Annotated in this window: 16 protein-coding genes and 1 pseudogene; 9 read left to right on the top strand and 8 right to left on the bottom strand. The window is 74.1% G+C overall.

What is annotated here, in order from left to right; translation table 11 throughout:
- Positions 1 to 33: 33 nt before the first annotated feature.
- Positions 34 to 918 carry a hypothetical protein gene (locus tag GA0070607_RS04450; RefSeq protein WP_231930836.1) on the bottom strand — a complete coding sequence of 295 codons (885 nt, stop codon included), beginning with the start codon at positions 916 to 918 and terminating at the stop codon, positions 34 to 36.
- Positions 919 to 1068: 150 nt separating this feature from the next.
- On the opposite strand from GA0070607_RS04450, the gene GA0070607_RS04455 reads away from it, so the two are divergent.
- From GA0070607_RS04455 to GA0070607_RS04475, 5 genes are all read left to right on the top strand, one after another.
- Entirely contained in the window at positions 1069 to 1737 is a 669-nt protein-coding gene (locus tag GA0070607_RS04455) for a class I SAM-dependent methyltransferase (protein WP_089017022.1), read from the top strand.
- Positions 1738 to 1746: 9 nt separating this feature from the next.
- The gene (locus GA0070607_RS04460; RefSeq protein WP_089017023.1) at positions 1747 to 2937 is read left to right on the top strand and encodes a cytochrome P450; all 1191 of its coding nucleotides are present in this window, start codon (positions 1747 to 1749) and stop codon (positions 2935 to 2937) included.
- A 217-nt stretch (positions 2938 to 3154) separates the two neighbouring features.
- Complete coding sequence (locus GA0070607_RS04465; protein ID WP_231930837.1) at positions 3155 to 3796, top strand: polysaccharide deacetylase family protein; 642 nt, start codon at positions 3155 to 3157, stop codon at positions 3794 to 3796.
- An 89-nt stretch (positions 3797 to 3885) separates the two neighbouring features.
- Positions 3886 to 4818, top strand: coding sequence for an ATP-binding cassette domain-containing protein (locus tag GA0070607_RS04470; RefSeq protein WP_089017025.1), 933 nt, complete (start codon positions 3886 to 3888; stop codon positions 4816 to 4818).
- A complete protein-coding gene (locus tag GA0070607_RS04475) occupies positions 4815 to 5615 on the top strand; it encodes an ABC transporter permease subunit (protein WP_089017026.1) in 801 nt (266 codons plus the stop codon). The genes GA0070607_RS04470 and GA0070607_RS04475 overlap by 4 nt, the downstream gene beginning before the upstream one ends.
- A gap of 30 nt (positions 5616 to 5645) precedes the next feature.
- Here GA0070607_RS04475 and GA0070607_RS04480 read toward each other — a convergent pair whose 3' ends face one another.
- The 4 genes from GA0070607_RS04480 to GA0070607_RS04495 all read right to left on the bottom strand — a co-directional run bounded on the left by GA0070607_RS04480 (position 5646) and on the right by GA0070607_RS04495 (position 9940).
- Positions 5646 to 6323 carry a response regulator gene (locus GA0070607_RS04480; protein WP_089017027.1) on the bottom strand — a complete coding sequence of 226 codons (678 nt, stop codon included), beginning with the start codon at positions 6321 to 6323 and terminating at the stop codon, positions 5646 to 5648.
- Positions 6320 to 7909 carry a sensor histidine kinase gene (locus GA0070607_RS04485; protein ID WP_089021654.1) on the bottom strand — a complete coding sequence of 530 codons (1590 nt, stop codon included), beginning with the start codon at positions 7907 to 7909 and terminating at the stop codon, positions 6320 to 6322. Before GA0070607_RS04485 ends, GA0070607_RS04480 begins: the two co-directional genes overlap by 4 nt.
- A gap of 54 nt (positions 7910 to 7963) precedes the next feature.
- Positions 7964 to 8668, bottom strand: coding sequence for a dethiobiotin synthase (gene bioD, locus GA0070607_RS04490; protein ID WP_089021655.1), 705 nt, complete (start codon positions 8666 to 8668; stop codon positions 7964 to 7966).
- A gap of 135 nt (positions 8669 to 8803) precedes the next feature.
- Positions 8804 to 9940 carry an 8-amino-7-oxononanoate synthase gene (locus GA0070607_RS04495; protein WP_089021656.1) on the bottom strand — a complete coding sequence of 379 codons (1137 nt, stop codon included), beginning with the start codon at positions 9938 to 9940 and terminating at the stop codon, positions 8804 to 8806.
- A 243-nt stretch (positions 9941 to 10183) separates the two neighbouring features.
- Between GA0070607_RS04495 and bioB the strand changes: the two genes are divergently transcribed.
- The 4 genes and pseudogenes from bioB (at position 10184) to GA0070607_RS04515 (ending at position 13246) form a co-directional block, all read left to right on the top strand.
- On the top strand, positions 10184 to 11179 hold the full coding sequence (bioB, locus tag GA0070607_RS04500) for a biotin synthase BioB (protein WP_074318140.1): 996 nt from the start codon (positions 10184 to 10186) through the stop codon (positions 11177 to 11179).
- A pseudogene (gene bsaP / locus GA0070607_RS04505) lies at positions 11125 to 11379 on the top strand (biotin synthase auxiliary protein BsaP); the annotation flags it as partial. The gene bioB and the pseudogene bsaP, both read left to right, overlap by 55 nt.
- A 4-nt stretch (positions 11380 to 11383) precedes the next feature.
- A complete protein-coding gene (locus GA0070607_RS04510) occupies positions 11384 to 11890 on the top strand; it encodes a GNAT family N-acetyltransferase (protein ID WP_089017028.1) in 507 nt (168 codons plus the stop codon).
- 135 nt (positions 11891 to 12025) lie between these two features.
- Positions 12026 to 13246, top strand: coding sequence for a YbfB/YjiJ family MFS transporter (locus GA0070607_RS04515; RefSeq protein WP_089017029.1), 1221 nt, complete (start codon positions 12026 to 12028; stop codon positions 13244 to 13246).
- Between the two features lie 48 nt (positions 13247 to 13294).
- Here GA0070607_RS04515 and GA0070607_RS04520 read toward each other — a convergent pair whose 3' ends face one another.
- From GA0070607_RS04520 to GA0070607_RS04530, 3 genes are all read right to left on the bottom strand, one after another.
- A complete protein-coding gene (locus GA0070607_RS04520) occupies positions 13295 to 14281 on the bottom strand; it encodes a GlxA family transcriptional regulator (protein WP_231930840.1) in 987 nt (328 codons plus the stop codon).
- A gap of 62 nt (positions 14282 to 14343) precedes the next feature.
- Positions 14344 to 14871: a DUF488 domain-containing protein gene (locus tag GA0070607_RS04525; RefSeq protein WP_089017031.1), complete on the bottom strand. Its 528-nt coding sequence runs from the start codon at positions 14869 to 14871 to the stop codon at positions 14344 to 14346.
- 51 nt (positions 14872 to 14922) lie between these two features.
- On the bottom strand, positions 14923 to 17439 hold the full coding sequence (locus tag GA0070607_RS04530; RefSeq protein WP_408630891.1) for a glycoside hydrolase family 9 protein: 2517 nt from the start codon (positions 17437 to 17439) through the stop codon (positions 14923 to 14925).
- Positions 17440 to 17699: the final 260 nt, after the last annotated feature.

Here is a 17699-nt window from a genome sequence, read left to right on the forward strand (position 1 = left end):
AACGCACGGCCCCCGATCAGCGCGCGGCCCACGTCACCAGCGGGCCGGGCGCCAACTGTCGGCCGGGGGTCGCTCCCAGCGCCGGTCCACCGGCGGGTCGTCCGCCTCGGCGGTCGCCGCCCGCGTCAGGTGGCGCAGCCGCAGCAGCAGCCCCGCCCCCAGCGACAGCAGCAACCCGCCGAGCAGGAAGGCGGCCTGCACCAGGCCGAAACCGCCGGACTGCGCGACCGGACGACCGTTGCCGGCCGCCGGCGGCGCGGCGTCGACCGGTTGGTCGCCTACCGGCTCCTCCGCCGGGTCGCTCTCCGCCCCGGCCGGCTCGCTCGCCGGGTCGCTCGGCTCCGCCGGTGTCGCGGTCGGCTCCGGCGCCGCGGTCGGGGTGCCGCCCGCTCCCACCACCGAGCGGGTGGCCGTCTGCCGGGCCAGCAGGCGCAGGTTCGCGTCGTACGCCTCAGCGGCGAGGCTTACCCGCCCGTCGGTGACGTCCTCCGCGAAGGCCAACCGGTAGCGGGCGGTGACCGTGCGGCCCGGGCAGAGGGTGCCGGGATCGAGCTGCCGGTCGGTCAGCCGGGCCACGTCACCCTCGGTCCGGATCTCCAGCGGGAAGTCGCCGGTCTCCTCCACCCGGTCCATCTTCACCTGGTCCAGTCGGATGCCCTGCACGCTGAGCACCATCGACCAGCGCACCTTCACGCATCCACCGCGCCGGTCCGTCCGGGACACCACCGCGGAGACCGTACGCACCTGGTCGCCGGCGGTGAACCGGGCCGGCAACCCGTTCAGCTCGGTGGTGAACGCCGCCTGCGCCGGAGCGGCGAGCACCAGCTCCACGCCGCTCAGACAGGCCAGCACCACCCCGAGCCTCAGCGCGTACCGCCACACCGTCACCACCGCCGTCCTCCGTTCGGTCGTCCCCACCCCGCAACGCTAGGAGCGCGGCCTCGACCCGACCAGACGGGTGTGTTCGCACCGGGCGGCAAGCACAGGGCCGATTTTCACCGACCGTGGTGAACCGGTCACCGCTCCCCCGCGACACGCCGGAAACCGGGTCGCTGGGACAATCCCGGGGTGTCCGAACTCTCCAGCACGTTCGTCCGGCTGCACGCCCGGCTCGCCCCGGTCGCCTTCGTCCCGGAGGTGCGGCTGCACCAGGCGGACGAGCCGATCGGGCTCTGGGAGCTGACCGAGGGTGAGTTCAGCAGCGACCGGCCCCCACCGTTCTGGGCCTTCGCCTGGGCCGGCGGCCAGGCCCTCGCCCGCTATGTGACCGACCATCCGGAGCTGGTCGCCGGCCGCCGGGTGCTCGACCTCGCCTCCGGCTCCGGACTGGTGGCCATCGCCGCCGCCCGCGCCGGCGCGGCGTCGGTGCGGGCCGTCGAGGTCGACGAACTGGCGGTCGCGGCGGTCGCGCTCAACGCCGAGGCCAACGGGGTACGCGTCGACGCCGAGTTCGGCGACATCCTCGACGTCGACGCCGGTGACGCCGAGGTGGTGCTCGCCGGGGACGCCTTCTACAGCGAGGCGATGGCCCGCCGGATGCTGCGGTTCCTGCTGCGCGCCACCCGCGCCGGTGCCCTGGTGCTGGTCGGGGACCCCGGCCGGGCGTTCCTGCCCCGGGACCGCTTCGACGAGCTGGCCCACTACGACGTGCCGGTGCCGGAGGCCCTGGAGAGCGTCCGGGTGAAGCGCACCACCGTCTGGCGGCTGCGGGCCGGCCTGCCGGGAGCCGCCGGCTAGCGTGTCGGCGTGCTGTTCCGGAGCTGGGGGTCCGCGGTCGGGGCGCCCTGGCCGGACGTGGCCACGGTGGCCGACCACGTCGGCGTACGCCATCTGGTGGTCACCCGCCACGCGCTGGTCCGCGAGGTCCTCGCCGACCCGGTCACCTACCGGCCGGACAACGCGCTGGACGCGGTGACCCCGATGCCGGTGACGGCGCTGCGGGTGCTCGCCGGACATCGCTTCCGGCTGCCGCCCACCCTGGCCAACAACTCCGGTGCCAGTCATCCGGCCATCCGGTCGATCGTCGCCGACGCGCTGCACCCCGCTCGGGTGGCGGCGCAGCGCCCCTGGCTCACCGCGCTGGTCCGGGACCGGGTCGCCCGGCTGACCGCCACGCTCGACGCCGGTGCACCGGTCGACCTCTACGCGGAACTCGCCGCCGACCTGCCCCTGCTGGTGCTGGCCCGACTGGTCGAGCTGCCGGACGCGCCGGTCGGCGCGGTCAAGGAGTTCGCACGGGCCGCACTGGAGTTGTTCTGGGCGCCGCTGGACGCCGACCGGCAGTCGGCGCTCGCCACCGAGGTGGGCCGGTTCCACGGTGTGCTGCGCGACTTCGCGGCCACCGGCGGCGGGTTGGCCGCCGAGCTTCGCGCGGCCGGGCACGCGCCGGACGTCGTGGTCGGTGCGCTCTTCTTCCTGCTCGTCGCCGGGCAGGAGACCACATCGCAGTTCCTCACCCTGCTGCTGCACCGGCTGGCCGGCGAACCCGCGGTGCGGGCCGGGCTCCGCGCCGGCGAGGTCGCGGTGGCCGACGTGGTCGAGGAGGGGCTGCGGCTGGAGCCGCCGATCGTCACCTGGCGCCGGGTGGCGGCGGCGGACGGCACGCTGGGCGGGACCGCGGTGCCGGCGGGGACCAGCCTCGTACTCTGGCTGGCCCGCGCGGGCCGGGACCCGGCGGTCGTCGAATCGCCTGACGAGTTCCGCCCGGGCCAGCGGGGATCGCGCCGGCACCTGGCGTTCGGAGCGGGCGCACACCGCTGCGTCGGCGACGTGCTGGCCCGGATGGAGGCGGCCGTGGTGGTGGCCGAGGCCGCTCCGCTGCTGGACGGAACGACAGTGGTCCGCGCGCCGTGGTGCCCCGACAATCTGACCTTCCGGATGCCCGACGCGTTCATCGTCCGTCGCCCGGGCCTACCGGCCCCTGACGCGACTCGGTAGGTTTCCGGGCGTGTCAGCCACCCCCGCTCGGCAGATCCGTTTCGTGGTACCACTTCTGGCGCTGCTGGCGCTGAGTGCCTGCACAGCCAGTCCCGGACAGACGTTCCACGCGCGGCAGATCGCCGCGAGCCGGCCGATTTCGTCCACCCCGCCCCCGACACCGTCGGCTTCGCCGTCCCCGACGGCGAAGCCCGCGCCCGGGAGCTTGGAGTGGTACGTGTCCCAGGTGCCGACCTTTCCCGAGGCGCCACCACCGCAACCGGTGCTGTTGCCCGCGACCGGTACGGCCGCGTTCTGGCACCGCCTGCCGACCGACCAGAAGGTCGCCTTCATCAGCATCGACGACGGTGGTCTGGCCCGCCCGCCCGCGGTGGCCGAATTCGTCTGGCGGGCCCGCATCCCGGTCACGATGTTCCTAAATTCACCGGCGGCCCAAGAGCACGACGTCTACTTCCGGCAGATCGAGGTGGCGGGCGCGGTCGTCGAGAACCACACAATCAACCACACCTCACTGGCCGGCCGGTCGTACAGCTACCAGAAGCAGGAGATCTGCGGTGCGGCGGACAGGCTGGAGGCGCTGTTCGGCAAGCGGCCGACGCTGTTCCGCCCACCGTTCGGTGAACATGACTCCACCACGTTGCAGGCCGCACACGACTGCGGCGCGAAGGCGGTCATCCACTGGACCGAGACGGTCCACGAGGGGAAGGTTCGTTACCAGACCCCCGAGAAGGTGGTACGTCCTGGCGACGTACTGCTCATGCACTTCCGGCCGGCGCTCATGGACGACCTGCTCGCGGCGCTGAAGGCCATCCACCGGGCCGGGCTCACACCGGCGCTGCTGGAAGACTACGTACGGTGAGAAACCCGCGCTCGGCCTGACGAAAGTCAGGGTCGGGTGGTGCCGTTCGGGCGCAGTGGGGCACCTGTCCGCACGCCTAGCGTCAGCGCATGATCACATTACGTGGGTTGACGAAACGGTTCGGGGCGGCCACCGCTGTCGACGCGCTGACCGTCGACGTCGCACCCGGCCGGGTCACCGGCTTCCTCGGCCCGAACGGCGCGGGCAAGTCCACCACCATGCGGATGATCCTCGGCCTGGACCGCCCCACCGCCGGGCAGGCGTTGATCGGCGGCCGGGCGTACCGGGAACTGCGGCGGCCGCTGCACGAGGTGGGCGCGCTGCTCGACGCCCGGGCCGTCCACCCCGCCCGGGCCGGTCGGGCGCACCTGCTGGCCATGGCCAGGAGCAACGGCATCCCGGCTCGCCGGGTGGACGAGGTGCTCGACACCGTCGGGCTGGACGGGCGCGCCGCCGCCAAGCCGGGCCGGACCCTCTCCCTCGGCATGGGCCAGCGGCTCGGCATCGCCGGCGCGCTGCTCGGCGACCCGCCGGTGCTGATGTTCGACGAGCCGGTCAACGGCCTCGACCCGGACGGGGTGCGCTGGGTGCGGCAGCTGATGCGCTCGCTGGCCGACCAGGGTCGGACCGTCTTCGTCTCCAGCCACCTGATGAGCGAGATGCAGCTCACCGCCGACCAACTCGTGGTGATCGGCCGAGGGCGGCTGCTCGCCGACGCGCCGATCGACGACGTGATCGCCGGCAGCGCCGTCGCCGTCCGGGTCCGCAGTCCGCACCCGGACGGGCTGGCCACCCTCGCCGCCCGCCTCACCGCCACCGGCGCCACCGTCGAGCCGGCCGGGCCCGACGAGGTGACCGTCAGCGGGACCACAGTGGACCGGATCGGTGACCTGGCGTACGAGCTGGGGGTGCGGTTGCACGAGCTGAGCCCGCACGGTGCGTCGCTGGAGCAGGCGTTCATGGAACTGACCGCCGACAGCGTCGAGTACGCCGGCGGCCCGACCGTAAGCGAGGCACGATGAGTACGAGCACCATCGCGGGCACCCGCCCCGCCCCGGCCGACTTCCGCGGCGCGGTGGCCGCCGAGTGGACGAAGCTGTTCTCGGTGCGGACCACCTGGTGGACAGCGCTGGCCGGGCTGGTGCTGATGGCCGCGAGCGCCGCACAGCTCGCCATCTACGCGGCCAACGACAACACCAACGACGACCCGCTCGACGACCGGGGCATCGTCACCGTCGGCACCGTGCTGATCGACTCGGTCGAGCTGACCCAGTACGCGGTGCTGGCGCTGGGCCTGTTGGCGATCACCGCCGAGTTCACCAGCGGCACCATCCGGACCACGCTGCAGTGCACCCCGTCCCGGGGTCGGGTGCTGCTGGCCAAGGCAGTGGTCACCGGCGCGGTCACCTTCGTCCTCGGGCTGCTGCTCGGCTGCGTCGGCGCACTGGCCGGCCGGCCGCTGCTCGGCGAGTGGGGCAGCGCACCGGCCGCCGGCACGATCGGCGACATCGTGGCGGTGGCGACGTACCTGGCGCTGGTCGGCGTCCTCGCGCTGGGTCTCGGCGCGGCACTACGCAGCGCGGTGCTCACCCTCACCGTGCTCTTCGCCACCCTGATGATCGTGCCGCTGTCGCTCCAGGAACCGGACATCGCCGCGCTGAACCGGATCGCCGACGTCTTCCCCGGTGTGGCCGGCGCGCACTTCATGGCCGGCGACACCGAGCCGTACCCGGCCGCGATCGGGCTGCTGCTGCTCGCCGGATGGGCCGGCGCGGCGCTGCTGCTGGGCCGGGCCGCGCTGCGCCGCCGCGACGCCTGAGCCGCTGAGCGGGGGCTCCCGGGCCCCCGCTCAGCCGTCGACCAGCCCCGCCTCGTACGCGATGATCGCGGCCTGCACCCGGTTACGGACGTCCAGCCGGGTGAAGATGCTGGTCAGGTAGCTCTTCACGGTGCCTTCCACCAGGTGCAACCGGCGGGCGATCTCCGCGTTGGACAGCCCCGCCCCGACCAGGGCCAGCACCTCCCGTTCCCGCTCGGTCAGCCCGGCCGTCCGGTCCCGCGCGGCGGGCCGGCGAGCCAACTGCCCGGCGCCCAGCTCGATCACCCGGCGAGCCACCCGAGGCGACAGGTACGCCCCGCCCTCGGCGACCGCGTGCACCCCGGCGATCAGCTCGCGGGGGTCGCCTGCCTTGAGCAGGAAGCCACTGGCACCGTGCCCGAGCGCCCGGGCGACGTGGTCGTCCTCACCGAAGGTGGTCAGCATGAGCGTGGCCGTGTCCGGCGCCACCCGGCGGATCTCGGCGGCGGCGGCCAGCCCGTCCAGGCGCGGCATCCGGATGTCCAGCAGCGCCACCCGGGGCCGGTGGGCGCGCACCAACTCCACGGCCGTCCGCCCGTCGCCGGCCTCGGCGACCACCTCGATGCCCGGGTCGGCGGCGAGGATGGCGCGGACGCCGGCCCGGATCATCGCCTCGTCGTCGGCGAGGACCACCCGAACCGGCGTAGCCATGAAGGTCTCGTTGGTCATCCTGCGATCCGCTCCTTGCTGACCAGCCGGCCATCTGTGAAACAGAGCCGCCAGGTCGGCTCGGCGAGGGGGAAGTTGCCGTCGGTGTAGAACTCGCAGCCGACTTCCCGCGCACCCGTTGGCGGGGTGAGCGCCCGGCGGGGCAGATCGGCCAGATCTGAGCGCGCGGTGCCGGGCCGCATCCGGTCGAACGCCGACTCGTCCAGCACCGTGCCGGCCGTGGCGAACGAGTAGTAGACCAGCGACAGCGCCAGCGCCAGCCCGGCCGGGGCGGCGAGCGCGGTCAACAGACTGCGGCGTACCCGGAGGCGGGCCTCGCGCAGCCGACGCTCCGCGTCGACAGGCCGCTCCACCCCGTCGACCCCGCTGGACACCACACCGGGTTCGGCAACCACTGCCGACCACGGCTCGGCGGGAACGACGCCCGTCGGGTGAACGGACAGCGGCAGTCGGGCCCGTACCGCGAAACCACCGTCCGGAAGTGGACCGGTGTCCAGGACGCCACCGGCCAGCCGAACGCGCTCGGCGAGGGCGAGCAGGCCGCTGCCCGACGACGGCGGGCTGGGCAGCGGATCGGCCGGCGGCTGCGCGTTCCGCACCCGCACCTCGATCCCGTCCCCGGCGGGGGCGAGGGTGACGGTGACCGGGGCGCCCGGGGCGTACCGTGCCGCGTTGGTGAGCGCCTCCCGGACCACCCCGTGCGCGGCCGGCCCGGTCATCCCGGGCAGCTCCACGGCACCGGGCGGCGCGTCCAGCCGCACCGCCATCCCGGCCTCCCGAGCCCCGTCCACCAGGTCGGCGACCGTCTCCCCGGCCGGCCGGAGCCCCGCCCGGCCGCCCTCCTCCCGGAGCACCCCGATGATGCCGTGCAGCCGTTCCGTCGCGGCGGCGACGCTGGTCCGCAGCTCCCCCACCGCCGCACGATGCCCGGGATCCAGGTCGTCGGCGAGCTCCAGGGCGGCGGCGCGCAGCGCGATCAGGCTGAGGTCGTGACCGAGCGAGTCGTGCATCTCCTCGGCGATCCGGGCGCGCTCACGCAACCGGATCCGCTCGGCGGCGCCGCGCTGCTCGCGCGCCAGCGCCTCGGCGTGCCGGTCGCCCGCGTCGGCCAGCTCCTGCTGCTGCCGGCGGTACCGGCCGACCAGCCACGGAAACACCCCGGCGAACAGCAGCACCGACGCGAGCAGGAACCAGGAGCCCGCCCCGGTGCCGAGCAACCCCAGGTTGAGCGTTGTGCCACCGACCGCGATCACGCCGAACAGCACGGCCGCCGGGGCCGCCCGGGCGCTGCGCCGCCCGGTCAGGTAACTGAACACCGGGAGGCCGAACACGAAGTTGCCGTCGACAAGTGACCCGAGCACCACCAGCAGCAGGCCGACCAGCGGCCGACGCCGGGCCAGTGCCACCGCCACGGCCAGCACCGCCGGCCCACCCAGCAGCAACGCCAGGTTGTGCCGCGAATGCGGCGGGGTCAGCCTCGCGTACCCGATCGGGGCGGCGAGCACCGCCCAGAGCAGCACGTCCGCCAGACCCTGCCGCCGCACCACCCCCGACGCCCCGTCCGCCAGCCACCGCGCGATCCTCACGGTGGCCACGCTACCCACGCCCGACCTGGGCGGACACTGACGAAAGTGAGGTGTTCAGCCACTCTCCTCGGCCCAGGCCCGCCAGTCGTCGAGCACACCGTGCAGCGACGGCGTGAGCCAGCCCGGCGCGGAGCGCCGGAACACGCCCGGGTCCATCGCGCCGGCACCGGCGGGCACCGCGCCGAGCAGGTTCGGCACCAGGTCGGTGAGGTTGGTCCAGTGCACCAGTTCCGGCGTGTTCGGCCAGGCGCCGATCACCACGCCGGCGGGCACCGCCCGGCGGTCCAGCGCCTCCAGGGTCAGCGCGGTGTGATTGAGGGTGCCCAGCCCGGCACGGGCGACCACCACGGCGGGCGCCCCGAGCGACACCGCCAGGTCGGCCATCGTCCACGGCTCGCCGGACGGGCGCAGCCCCATCGGGACCAGCAGCCCGCCAGCCCCCTCGACCAGCACCAGATCGTGCTTGTCGATCTCGTCACGGACGGCGTCCACGGCGGTGTACAGCTCCAGCGGCGGCAGCTCGGCGACCCGGGCGGCGGCCAACGGTGCGAGCGGGTCCGGGTAGCTGGCCAGGGTACGACCGGTGAGCGGGGCCGCCAGCCGGTTGACCGCGTCCACGTCCCCGGGTTCACCGCCGGCCGTACCGGTCTGACCCGGTTTGACCATGGCCACCCGCAGGCCGGCGGCCTGCGCGGCGGCGGTGATCGCCGCGGTCACCACTGTCTTGCCGACCCCGGTATCGGTACCGGTGACCAGCACCACCCCCTGCCACGCGCTCACGGCGCCACCTCTGCTCGCGACTGCGGGGCTCGCAACACCGGCTCACTCCTCGCGCTCACGGTGCCACCTCTGCTCGCGACTGCGGGGCTCGCAACACCGGCTCACTCCTCGCGCTCACGGTGCGCACTCGACGATGACGTCCAGGGCCCGCTCGAAGGCCTGCCGCGACACCCCGGCGCTGACGGTGAGGCGCAGCCGGGAACGGTTGTCCGGGGTGGACGGGGGCCGGAAGCAGCCCACCGCGACACCCCGGTCCCGGCAGTCGGCGGCCCAGGTCGTCGCCGCTTCCGGCCCGGGGGCGGTCACCGAGATCACGGCCGCGTCCGGCGCGGAGACGGTCAACCCGGCCGTGCGCAGCCGGTCGACCGCGAGAGCCACCCGCTCGGCCAGTTCGGTACGCAGGTCGTCACCGGCCCGGGCCAACCGCAGCGCGGCGTGCACCCCGGCGGCGACCGCCGGCGGCAGCGCGGTGTCGAAGATGAACGTGCGGCCGGTCTCGACCAGGTGCCGGACGAACTCGGCAGGGCCGGCGACCACCCCGCCCGCCCCACCGAGTGCCTTGGACAGGGTCGCGGTGACCACCACGTCCGGTTCGCCAGCGAGCCCGGCGGCGGCGACCGCCCCGGCGCCGGCCGGGCCGGTCACGCCGAGCGCGTGCGCGTCGTCGACAAGCAGCAGCGCGCCGTAGCGGCGGGCCACCGCGTGCAGCTGGGCCAGCGGGGCGAGATCGCCGTCAACCGAGAAGACCGACTCGGTGACCACCACCGCCGGGCGGCCCGGGGCCACCGCGAGCGCGGCGGCCACCGCCGTCACGTCGGCGTGGGCGGTGACCACGGTCTCCGCGCCGGAGATCCGGCAGCCGTCGATCAGGGACGCGTGGTTGTGCGCGTCGGAGACGAGCAGCGTGCGGGGCTGGACGAGGGCACGCAACGCACCCAGGTTGGCCAGGTAGCCGGAGGAGAAGACCAGGGACCGGTCGGTGCCCAGCCACTGCGCCAGCTCATCCTCGAGGGCCTGGTGCGCGTCGGTGGAGCCGCGTACGAGACGCGACCCGGTGGCCCCCAGCCCGTACGCCGACAGCGCCGCCGCGGCGGCGCCGATGACCTCCGGGTGGGTGGCCAGGCCGAGGTAGTCGTTGCCGGCCAGGTCGGTCATGCCGTCGGCGGCGGGACGCGGGTGCAGCCGCCGGGTCAGCCCGGCCTTCGCCCGCAACTGCGCACGGCGGTCGAGCGCCGCCAGCCAGTCCGCCACCGTCACCCCTTCGCCGCCGTCCGCGCCGGTCACGCCGACACCCGCCGGGCGAAATTACCACCCGCCACCACCGGCCCGACGGATCCACTCGGTACGCGAGGTCGACCTGAACCGAACGTGAGCTTCGCGGCCGGTCCGATGCGACGACTGCCGGGTACCGCCGGAGCCCTGCCACGCCGGCCGCCCGCTCGCCCGGCCGGCGGGCCGTTCCGGCTGACCGGGGGGCCTTGTAGGGTACGAGCCATGCCAGAGATCCTCGACCAGGCCCGCACCCAGGTCCTGGGTGACGGCGTCGGTCTTGACGAGGCCGGCGTCCTCGCCGTGCTGAACCTGCCCGACGAGCACCTGCCCGCCGCCCTCCAGCTCGCGCACGACGTGCGGATGCGGTGGTGCGGCCCGGAGGTCGAGGTCGAGGGGATCGTCTCGCTGAAGACGGGCGGCTGCCCGGAGGACTGCCACTTCTGCTCCCAGTCCGGCCTGTTCACCTCCCCGGTGCGCTCGGTCTGGCTGGACATCCCGTCGCTGGTCGAGGCGGCGAAGCAGACCGCGAAGACCGGGGCGACCGAGTTCTGCATAGTGGCCGCCGTCCGCGGCCCGGACGCCCGGTTGATGAAGCAGATGCGCGAGGGCGTCGCCGCCATCAAGGCCGAGGTCGACATCCAGGTCGCCGCGTCGCTGGGCATGCTCTCCCAGGAGCAGGTCGACGACCTGGTCGACATGGGCGTGCACCGCTACAACCACAACCTGGAGACCTGCCGGTCATACTTCCCCAACGTGGTCACCACGCACTCCTGGGAGGAGCGCTGGGAGACGCTGCGGATGGTCCGCGACTCCGGCATGGAGGTCTGCTGCGGCGGCATCCTCGGCCTCGGCGAGACCGTCGAGCAGCGGGCGGAGTTCGCCGCGCAGCTCGCCGAGCTGAACCCGCACGAGGTGCCGCTGAACTTCCTCAACCCGCGGCCCGGCACTCCGCTGGGTGACCGCCCGGTGGTGGAGGGCAAGGACGCGCTGCGGGCCATCGCCGCGTTCCGGCTGGCCATGCCGCGCACCATCCTGCGGTACGCGGGCGGCCGGGAGATCACCCTCGGTGACCTCGGCACCCGCGACGGTCTGCTCGGCGGCATCAACGCGGTGATCGTCGGCAACTACCTGACCACGCTGGGCCGGCCGGCGACCGCCGACCTGGACCTGCTGGACGAGCTGAAGATGCCGGTCAAGGCCCTCTCCGCCACGCTGTGACGGCCATGACGACGACGGAGCTGTGGTGCGACCGGTGCGGTGACCCGGTGGCGGCCGGCGACGCCCACCCGGGCTGCGCGTCGGCCCGCCAGTTGGAGCCGCCCCGGTACTGCGCCCGCTGTCGTCGCCGGATGAAGGTGCAGGTGCTGCCGGTCGGCTGGTCGGCTCTCTGCGTCGAGCACGGCGAGATCCGGGGCTGAGCCGATGCTGCGAGGGCGGGCGGTGACCCTGCGACCGGCGACGGTCGCCGACGTGCCGGCCCTCGCGGCGATCCGCGCCGATCCCGAGGTGCGGCGGTGGTGGCGGGGCGGCGACGACCTGGTCGAGTCCGTCAGCGCCGACCTGGCCGACGACGAGCTGATCCTGTACGCCATCGAGCACGACGGCCGGGTGATCGGCGCGATCCAGTGGTACGCCGAGCCGGACCCGGACTACCGGCACGCCAGCCTGGACATCTTCCTCGACCCGGCGGTACGCGGCGCCGGGCTCGGCGTGGACGCCATCCGCACGCTGGCCCGCCACCTCATCGAGGAGCACGGCCACCACCGGTTCACCATCGACCCGGCGGCGGCGAACAGCGCCGCCATCCGCGCGTACGCCAAGGTTGGTTTCCGGCCGGTGGGGGTGCTGCGCCGCTACGAGCGCGGCGAGGACGGTCGCTGGCACGACGGCCTGCTGATGGACCTGCTCGCCGACGACCTGGTGGAGTGAGCCGCAGCACCACCGCGTCCGCCGGCGATGTCCCGATCCGAGGGTCACCTGTCCATCCGGCCGGCCACCGACCACCGGCAGTGCCGGGTTCCACCTGATCAGCGGGCCGACGAGCCCGCCGACCAAGGAGGAACCATGTCCCGATTCCCGTCCTGGCGGGAACCGCTGATCGCGCTCGGCCTGGCCGCTGGACCGGTCGTGGCGCTCGGCTTCACCCGCTTCGCGTACGCCCTGCTGCTGCCCGCCATGCGCGGCGACCTGCACTGGACGTACGCCCAGGCCGGCGGCCTGAACACCGCGAACGCCGCCGGCTACGTGCTCGGCGCCGGCACGGCCGTGTTCTGGGCCCGCCGGCTCGGCGAGCGGGCCGCGTTCCTGGGAACCCTCGCGGTGAGCGCGCTCATCCTGCTGCTCACCGCCGCCACCGCGGACTACCCGGTGCTGGGTCTGCTGCGTTTCGTGGGCGGGGTCACCACGGCTGTCACCTTCGTGCTCGGCTCGGCCCTCGCCGCCCGGGTGTCCGCCGGGGGTGGGCAGCGGCGGGCCGCGACGCTGGTGGCCCTGTACATGGCCGGCGTCGGCATCGGGGTGGTGCTCTCCGGTCTGCTGGTGCCGGCGGCGCTCGCGGTCGCCGGGGACGCCGGCTGGCGGGCCGGCTGGCTGCTGCTCGGCGGGGCCGCCGTGCTCGCGGTCGTACCGGCCCTGCTCGCCGTTCGCCGGATCGCGCCGGTGACCGGGGTCACCCGCGCCGGCCTGTCCCGGGCGGACCTGGCCCGGCTCGCCCCGACCTTCGTCTGGTACGTGATCTTCGGCGCCGGCTACGTGAGCTACCTGACCTTCGTGATCGCGCTGCTGCGCGACGAGGGGCTGCGCACGCCGGGGGTCGCCGCGTTCTTCGTGATTCTCGGCCTCGCCTCCGCGCTGGCCACGCTCACCGTGTGGGGGCGGCTGGTCAGCCGGCTGCCCGGTGGGCGGGCACCGGCGCTGGTCTCCCTGGTGGTGCTGCTCGGCGTGCTGCCGGTGCTGCTGCTGCCCGCCGGGCTGCCCGCCGCACTGCTCTCGGCGGTGGTGTTCGGCAGCGCGTTCATGGCCGGTCCGACGGCGGCCACGGTGCTGGCCCGCCGGGCCCTGCCGGTCGGCGGGTGGACCGCCGGCATCGCCCTGTTGACGGTGGCGTTCTCGCTCGGCCAGGCGGTCGGTCCGCTGGTCTCCGGCGTGCTGTCGGACTCCGGCGGGATCGCGGTCGGCCTCTGGCTCTCGGTGGCCCTGCTCGCCGTCGCCGCGCTGGTCGCCCTGCGGCAGTCTGATCCCGCGCCGGCGGTCGTCCCCGAACGGGAGTTCGCCTCCGGCCGGTGATCCCGGTGGGTCTCCGGTCGGGACGCCGGCCGGAGACCCACCGCCGGCTCAGTGGTGGCCGGAGATGCCGGTGGTGCGGAAGCGGGACCGGTAGGCGCCGGGGCTGACGCCGACGTGCCGCAGGAAGACCCGCCGCATCGTCTCCGGCGAGCCGAACCCGACCCGCCGGGCCACCACATCCAGGGTGTCGTCGCCGCGCTCCAGCAGGTCGCGCGCCGCCTCCACCCGGATCCGGTCCAGGTACCCGCCCGGGGTGGTGCCCAGCTCGGCCCGGAACAGCCGGGCCAGGTGCCGGGGGCTGACGCCGCCGAGCGCTGCCATGCCGGCCAGGTCGTACGACCTGGCCGGGTCGTCGACCACCGCGTCCAGTACCCGGCGAAGCACAGCGTTGCGGGTGCTCTCCACGCTGGTTCGGACGCTGAACTGGGACTGCCCACCCGGGCGCTGCATGAAGACCACCAGGTGCCGGGCGACCGCGCGGGCGATCTCCGGGCCGAGGTCCGCCTCGACCAGCGCCAGCGTGAGGTCGATGCCGGCGGTGATCCCGGCCGAGGTGATGATCCGGCCGTCGGTGATGAAGATCGGATCCGGGTCGACGGTGACCGCCGGGAAGTGCGCGGCGAGCTGGTCGGCCAGGTCCCAGTGGGTGGTGACCCGCCGCCCGTCGAGCAGGCCGGCCGCGGCGAGGGCGAACGCCCCGGCGCAGACCGACGCGGTCCGTCGGGCCCCGGCGGCGAGCCGGCAGATCTGGTCCAGCAGCGCCCGGTCCGCGGCCGCCGCCTGCCAGTCGGGCGCGCCCGGCACGACGAGGGTGCCCACCGGCCCGGTGACGTCGGGCAGCGCCACGTCGGCGCCGAGCCGGGCGCCGGCGCTGCTGACCACGTCCCGGCCGTCGGGCGAGGCGAGCACCGACCGGTACGCCCCACCGTGCTCGTTGGCGACGGCGAGGACCTCCAGCGGGCCGGTGACGTCGAGCAGCCGCACCCCGTCGTAGAGGACGAACAGCACAGTGTCACCGCGCTTCGGGGCCCCCACGGGTCGAGCCTAGCCAGCCGCCGGAGGCCCCGGTACGCCATTGGGTGCGACGGCCGAGCCCCTCAACCGTCCCAGCACAGGTGCCCTTCGGGAAGCCGGCGGGCGCCCTCGGCTGCCCGGTGCGGGCTGAGCCGCCCGTCCGGCATCAGGTGCGCGACGGGCGTTGCCCGACCGAGCACCGCGACGTCGGCGATGAGCCGGCGGTGGCAGCGCCACCAGAGGCTCTCGCTGCACATCACCGCGGTGGTCCGCACGGCCACGTCGGCCAGCACCTCGTCCAGAGCCACGTCGAACTCCGACGTGCGGGTGTACGCGGCGTACGCCCGGAACGCCGCGACCGTCCACCAGGTGTCCGGCTCCGGCTCCCCGGCCGGGACGTGCCGGCGTCCGCCGAGGCGCGGCTCCCAGCGGTAGTCGATGCCGCACTCGGGCAGCCACCGCTCGAGCTCCTCCCGCCGGACGTCCGGGTTGGTGCGGCTGGCCGGGTACCGCCGCACGTCCACGACCAGCTCCACCCCGGCCCCGGTCAGCAGCTCTCCCAGCCGCACCCGGTCGGCCGTCCCGTGCCCGACGGTCAGCAATTCCCGCACAACGCTGGCTTGCCCCAAATCCCGCCGGGTTATCCCTGGCCGCGGTTCCCGTCAGGCGAGGGTGCACGCATTCCCGTTGACGGTGAAGGCCGTCGGTCGGGGGTTGCTGCCGGTGTGCGCGCCGTTGAAGCCGAAGCTCACCGACGCCCCCGGGGCCACTGTGCCGTTGTAGGTGAGGTTGGTCGCGGTCACCGCCGCGCCGGTCTGGCTGACCGCCGCCGACCAGCCCTGGTTGACGGTCTGCCCGCCGGGGAAGCTGAACCGCAGCGTCCAGCCGTTGATCGCGGTGGTACCGGTGTTCGTGATCGTCACGGTGGCGGTGAAGCCGGTGCTCCAGTCGCTTGTGACGTACCCCACCGAGCAGGCGCCGGCGACCGGCGGGGGCGCGGTGGTCACCGCGACCGGCGCGGACGCCGCGGAGGTGTTGCCGGCCGCGTCCACGGCCACCACGTAGAACTGGTGCGCCGTCGAGGCGGTCAGCCCGGACACGGCCAGCGTGGTGCCGGTCGGCGAGCCGACGAGCGGATCGGTGGCGCCGGCCTCGCGGTGGACGCGGTACCCCGTGACGCCGACGTTGTCGGTGGACGCCGCCCAGTTCAGGGTGAGTCCGGTGGCGGTGACCGCCGAGGCGACCGGCGTGCCGGGCGGGCTGGGCGCGGTGGTGTCCGGCACGGTTGGCCCCGGCTCGTCGCCCCAGACCCGGGTGTCGCCGGAGTAGAGCGGCACCTTCCGGTTCGGCCCGGCGGTGGCCTGGTACGACGGGTCGTTGGTCGGGTCCCAGGTGCCGCCCTCCGGCACCCCGATCTTGAACTGGACCTCCATCCGGTGCTGTGACTGCCCGGCCGGGGCGATGGTGTGCCCGGTGCAGTCCACCTCGACGTACCAGATGTCGCCGCTGAGCTGCCGCGCGGTCGTCGGGGACGGGCAGCCCTGGGTGTACCCCGGGGTGACCTGCACCGGCCCGGCGCCGTCCGGGCGGAAGTAGTACCGGAACCGGCCGTCGGTCAGCGCGCGGGCCGGGAACGCCGACTTGTTGTAGACCATCACCTTGAGACCGGTGGCCCGCGGCTCGGCCTGCATCACCGTGGTCTCCACGCTCAGCTCGTCGAGGTCCGGCGTCTCGGCGACCGGGAAGCCGGCGAGCGGGGTGCCGCCGTACTCGGAGACCAGCCGGACCAGCGCGGACGTGAAGCCGGCGTTGTAGTCGGTGGCCACCTCGTTCATCACGTAGTCCGACCGGCTGTCGGTGTACGCGTCGTTGGCCGCCGACGGCCCGCCGACCAGCGCTCCGTAGAGGGTGTGCCGGGTCTCGACGGGCACTGTCTGGCTGTCCCACCAGGAGCCGTGCGCGGTGCGGTGGTGCGGGTTGCGCGGCGCGTTGGCGCCGAAGCCGATGACGTAGCTGGAGTTGCGCGGGTTGTCGCCGAGCGCGTAGTTGATCTGCCGGACGGCGAAGTCGTGGTAGCGCGCCTTGCGGGTCGCGTCGGTGGTCGTGTCGCTGTAGACCAGCGCGGCGAACGAGGTGTTGGCGGCGTACCGCAGGGCGCCCCAGGAGTCGAGCACTGCCATCCCGCCCGGCGAGTAGGGCACCCGCTGCCCGTCCACCCCGACGGTCCAGTAGTCCAGCCAGCGGTTGGCGTCGTCGACGTACTTCTGCTTGCCGGTCAGATTGGCCAGCAGCACGTACGCGCCGAACTGCTTGTTGTCCCAGGCGATTGTCCACTTGTAGGAGCGGGTGGTGGACTGGTTCTCGGTGCCGAGCTTGTCGTACTCGCTCTCCGCCTTGGCCAGGTAGCTGGCCTCGCCGGTGGCCCGGTGCAGCCAGATCGCGCCCCAGACCAGTTCGTCCTGCCAGCCGCTCCAGGAGCGGTAGAAGCTGGTCGCGTCGGTGATGCACTCGTGGTAGGACTTCCGCACCGTGTCCGCGAAGGTGTACAGCTGCCGGGCGTGCCCGAGCAGCCGGTCGGCGTAGGCCGCGTCGGTGGGCCGGAACACCATCGAGGAGGCGGCCATCGCGGCCGCCGTCTCCCCCGCCAGGTCCGCGCCGCCACAGCTCGCATCGATCCGGTACGCGGGCCGCGCCATCGGCAGCACCTCGGCCGGTCCCCACCACTTGTGGTCGTCGTCGCCCTTGCCGACCTGTCCGTAGAGGACGTTCGGCGCGGGGTGTGCCTTGATGAAGTAGTCGTTGACGTGGCGCAGGTTGTTCAGCAGGTGCGGCAACTGCCCGGAGGCGGTGTAGCCGCCGCGGTACTCGACCGCGCCCCAGGCGAGCATCGTGGCGCTGAACGCCATCGGAAAGCCGAACTTCACGTGGTCGCCGGCGTCGTACCAGCCGCCGGTGAGGTCCAGCCCGGCGTCGGCGCCGTCGGTGAGCGCGCTGTCGCCCCGCCAGGAGACCCGGTTCCAGTCCGGCAGCCGGCCGGACTGCTGCGCCTCGTAGAAGAGCAGCGACTTCTGCAACGCCTCCGCGTAGTTGAAGGCCGGCGCAGCGGACGCGGGCCCGGACGGCGGCGCGGCGACCGCCAGGGCGAGCCCGGTGAGCAGGGCGACGCCGGCAGCCAGCAGCCGGCGTGGCCAGGGCTGGTCGGCGACCGGTGGCGGGAACCGGTCGGGGTGGCCGGGGACCCGCCGGTTGGGAAGCCCGCCGCGCGCCGCAGCGCCCCAGCGCCCCAGCGCCCGTACGCGTTACAGCGACACGCGCAGGAACACTGTCGAAGTTGGCCCGAAATCCTGTTCCTGTCCGGCATGTCGTCCCAGCTCAGGCCGATCGACCGGTGTCGCCGACGGATCCCACGCATGGGATCATGTGCCGTCCCCTCGATCAA

This window comes from Micromonospora coriariae, from assembly GCF_900091455.1.
In the GTDB taxonomy this organism is placed as follows: domain Bacteria; phylum Actinomycetota; class Actinomycetes; order Mycobacteriales; family Micromonosporaceae; genus Micromonospora; species Micromonospora coriariae.

What these genes read in the sequence shown, in the direction of transcription:
- GA0070607_RS04470 (WP_089017025.1), top strand. Translation starts at nt 3,886, where the DNA reads ATGATCACATTACGTGGGTTGACGAAACGGTTCGGGGCGGCCACCGCT.
- GA0070607_RS04475 (WP_089017026.1), top strand. Translation starts at nt 4,815, where the DNA reads ATGAGTACGAGCACCATCGCGGGCACCCGCCCCGCCCCGGCCGACTTC.
- GA0070607_RS04480 (WP_089017027.1), bottom strand. Translation starts at nt 6,323, where the DNA reads ATGACCAACGAGACCTTCATGGCTACGCCGGTTCGGGTGGTCCTCGCC.
- bioB (WP_074318140.1), top strand. Translation starts at nt 10,184, where the DNA reads ATGCCAGAGATCCTCGACCAGGCCCGCACCCAGGTCCTGGGTGACGGC.
- GA0070607_RS04510 (WP_089017028.1), top strand. Translation starts at nt 11,384, where the DNA reads ATGCTGCGAGGGCGGGCGGTGACCCTGCGACCGGCGACGGTCGCCGAC.
- GA0070607_RS04515 (WP_089017029.1), top strand. Translation starts at nt 12,026, where the DNA reads ATGTCCCGATTCCCGTCCTGGCGGGAACCGCTGATCGCGCTCGGCCTG.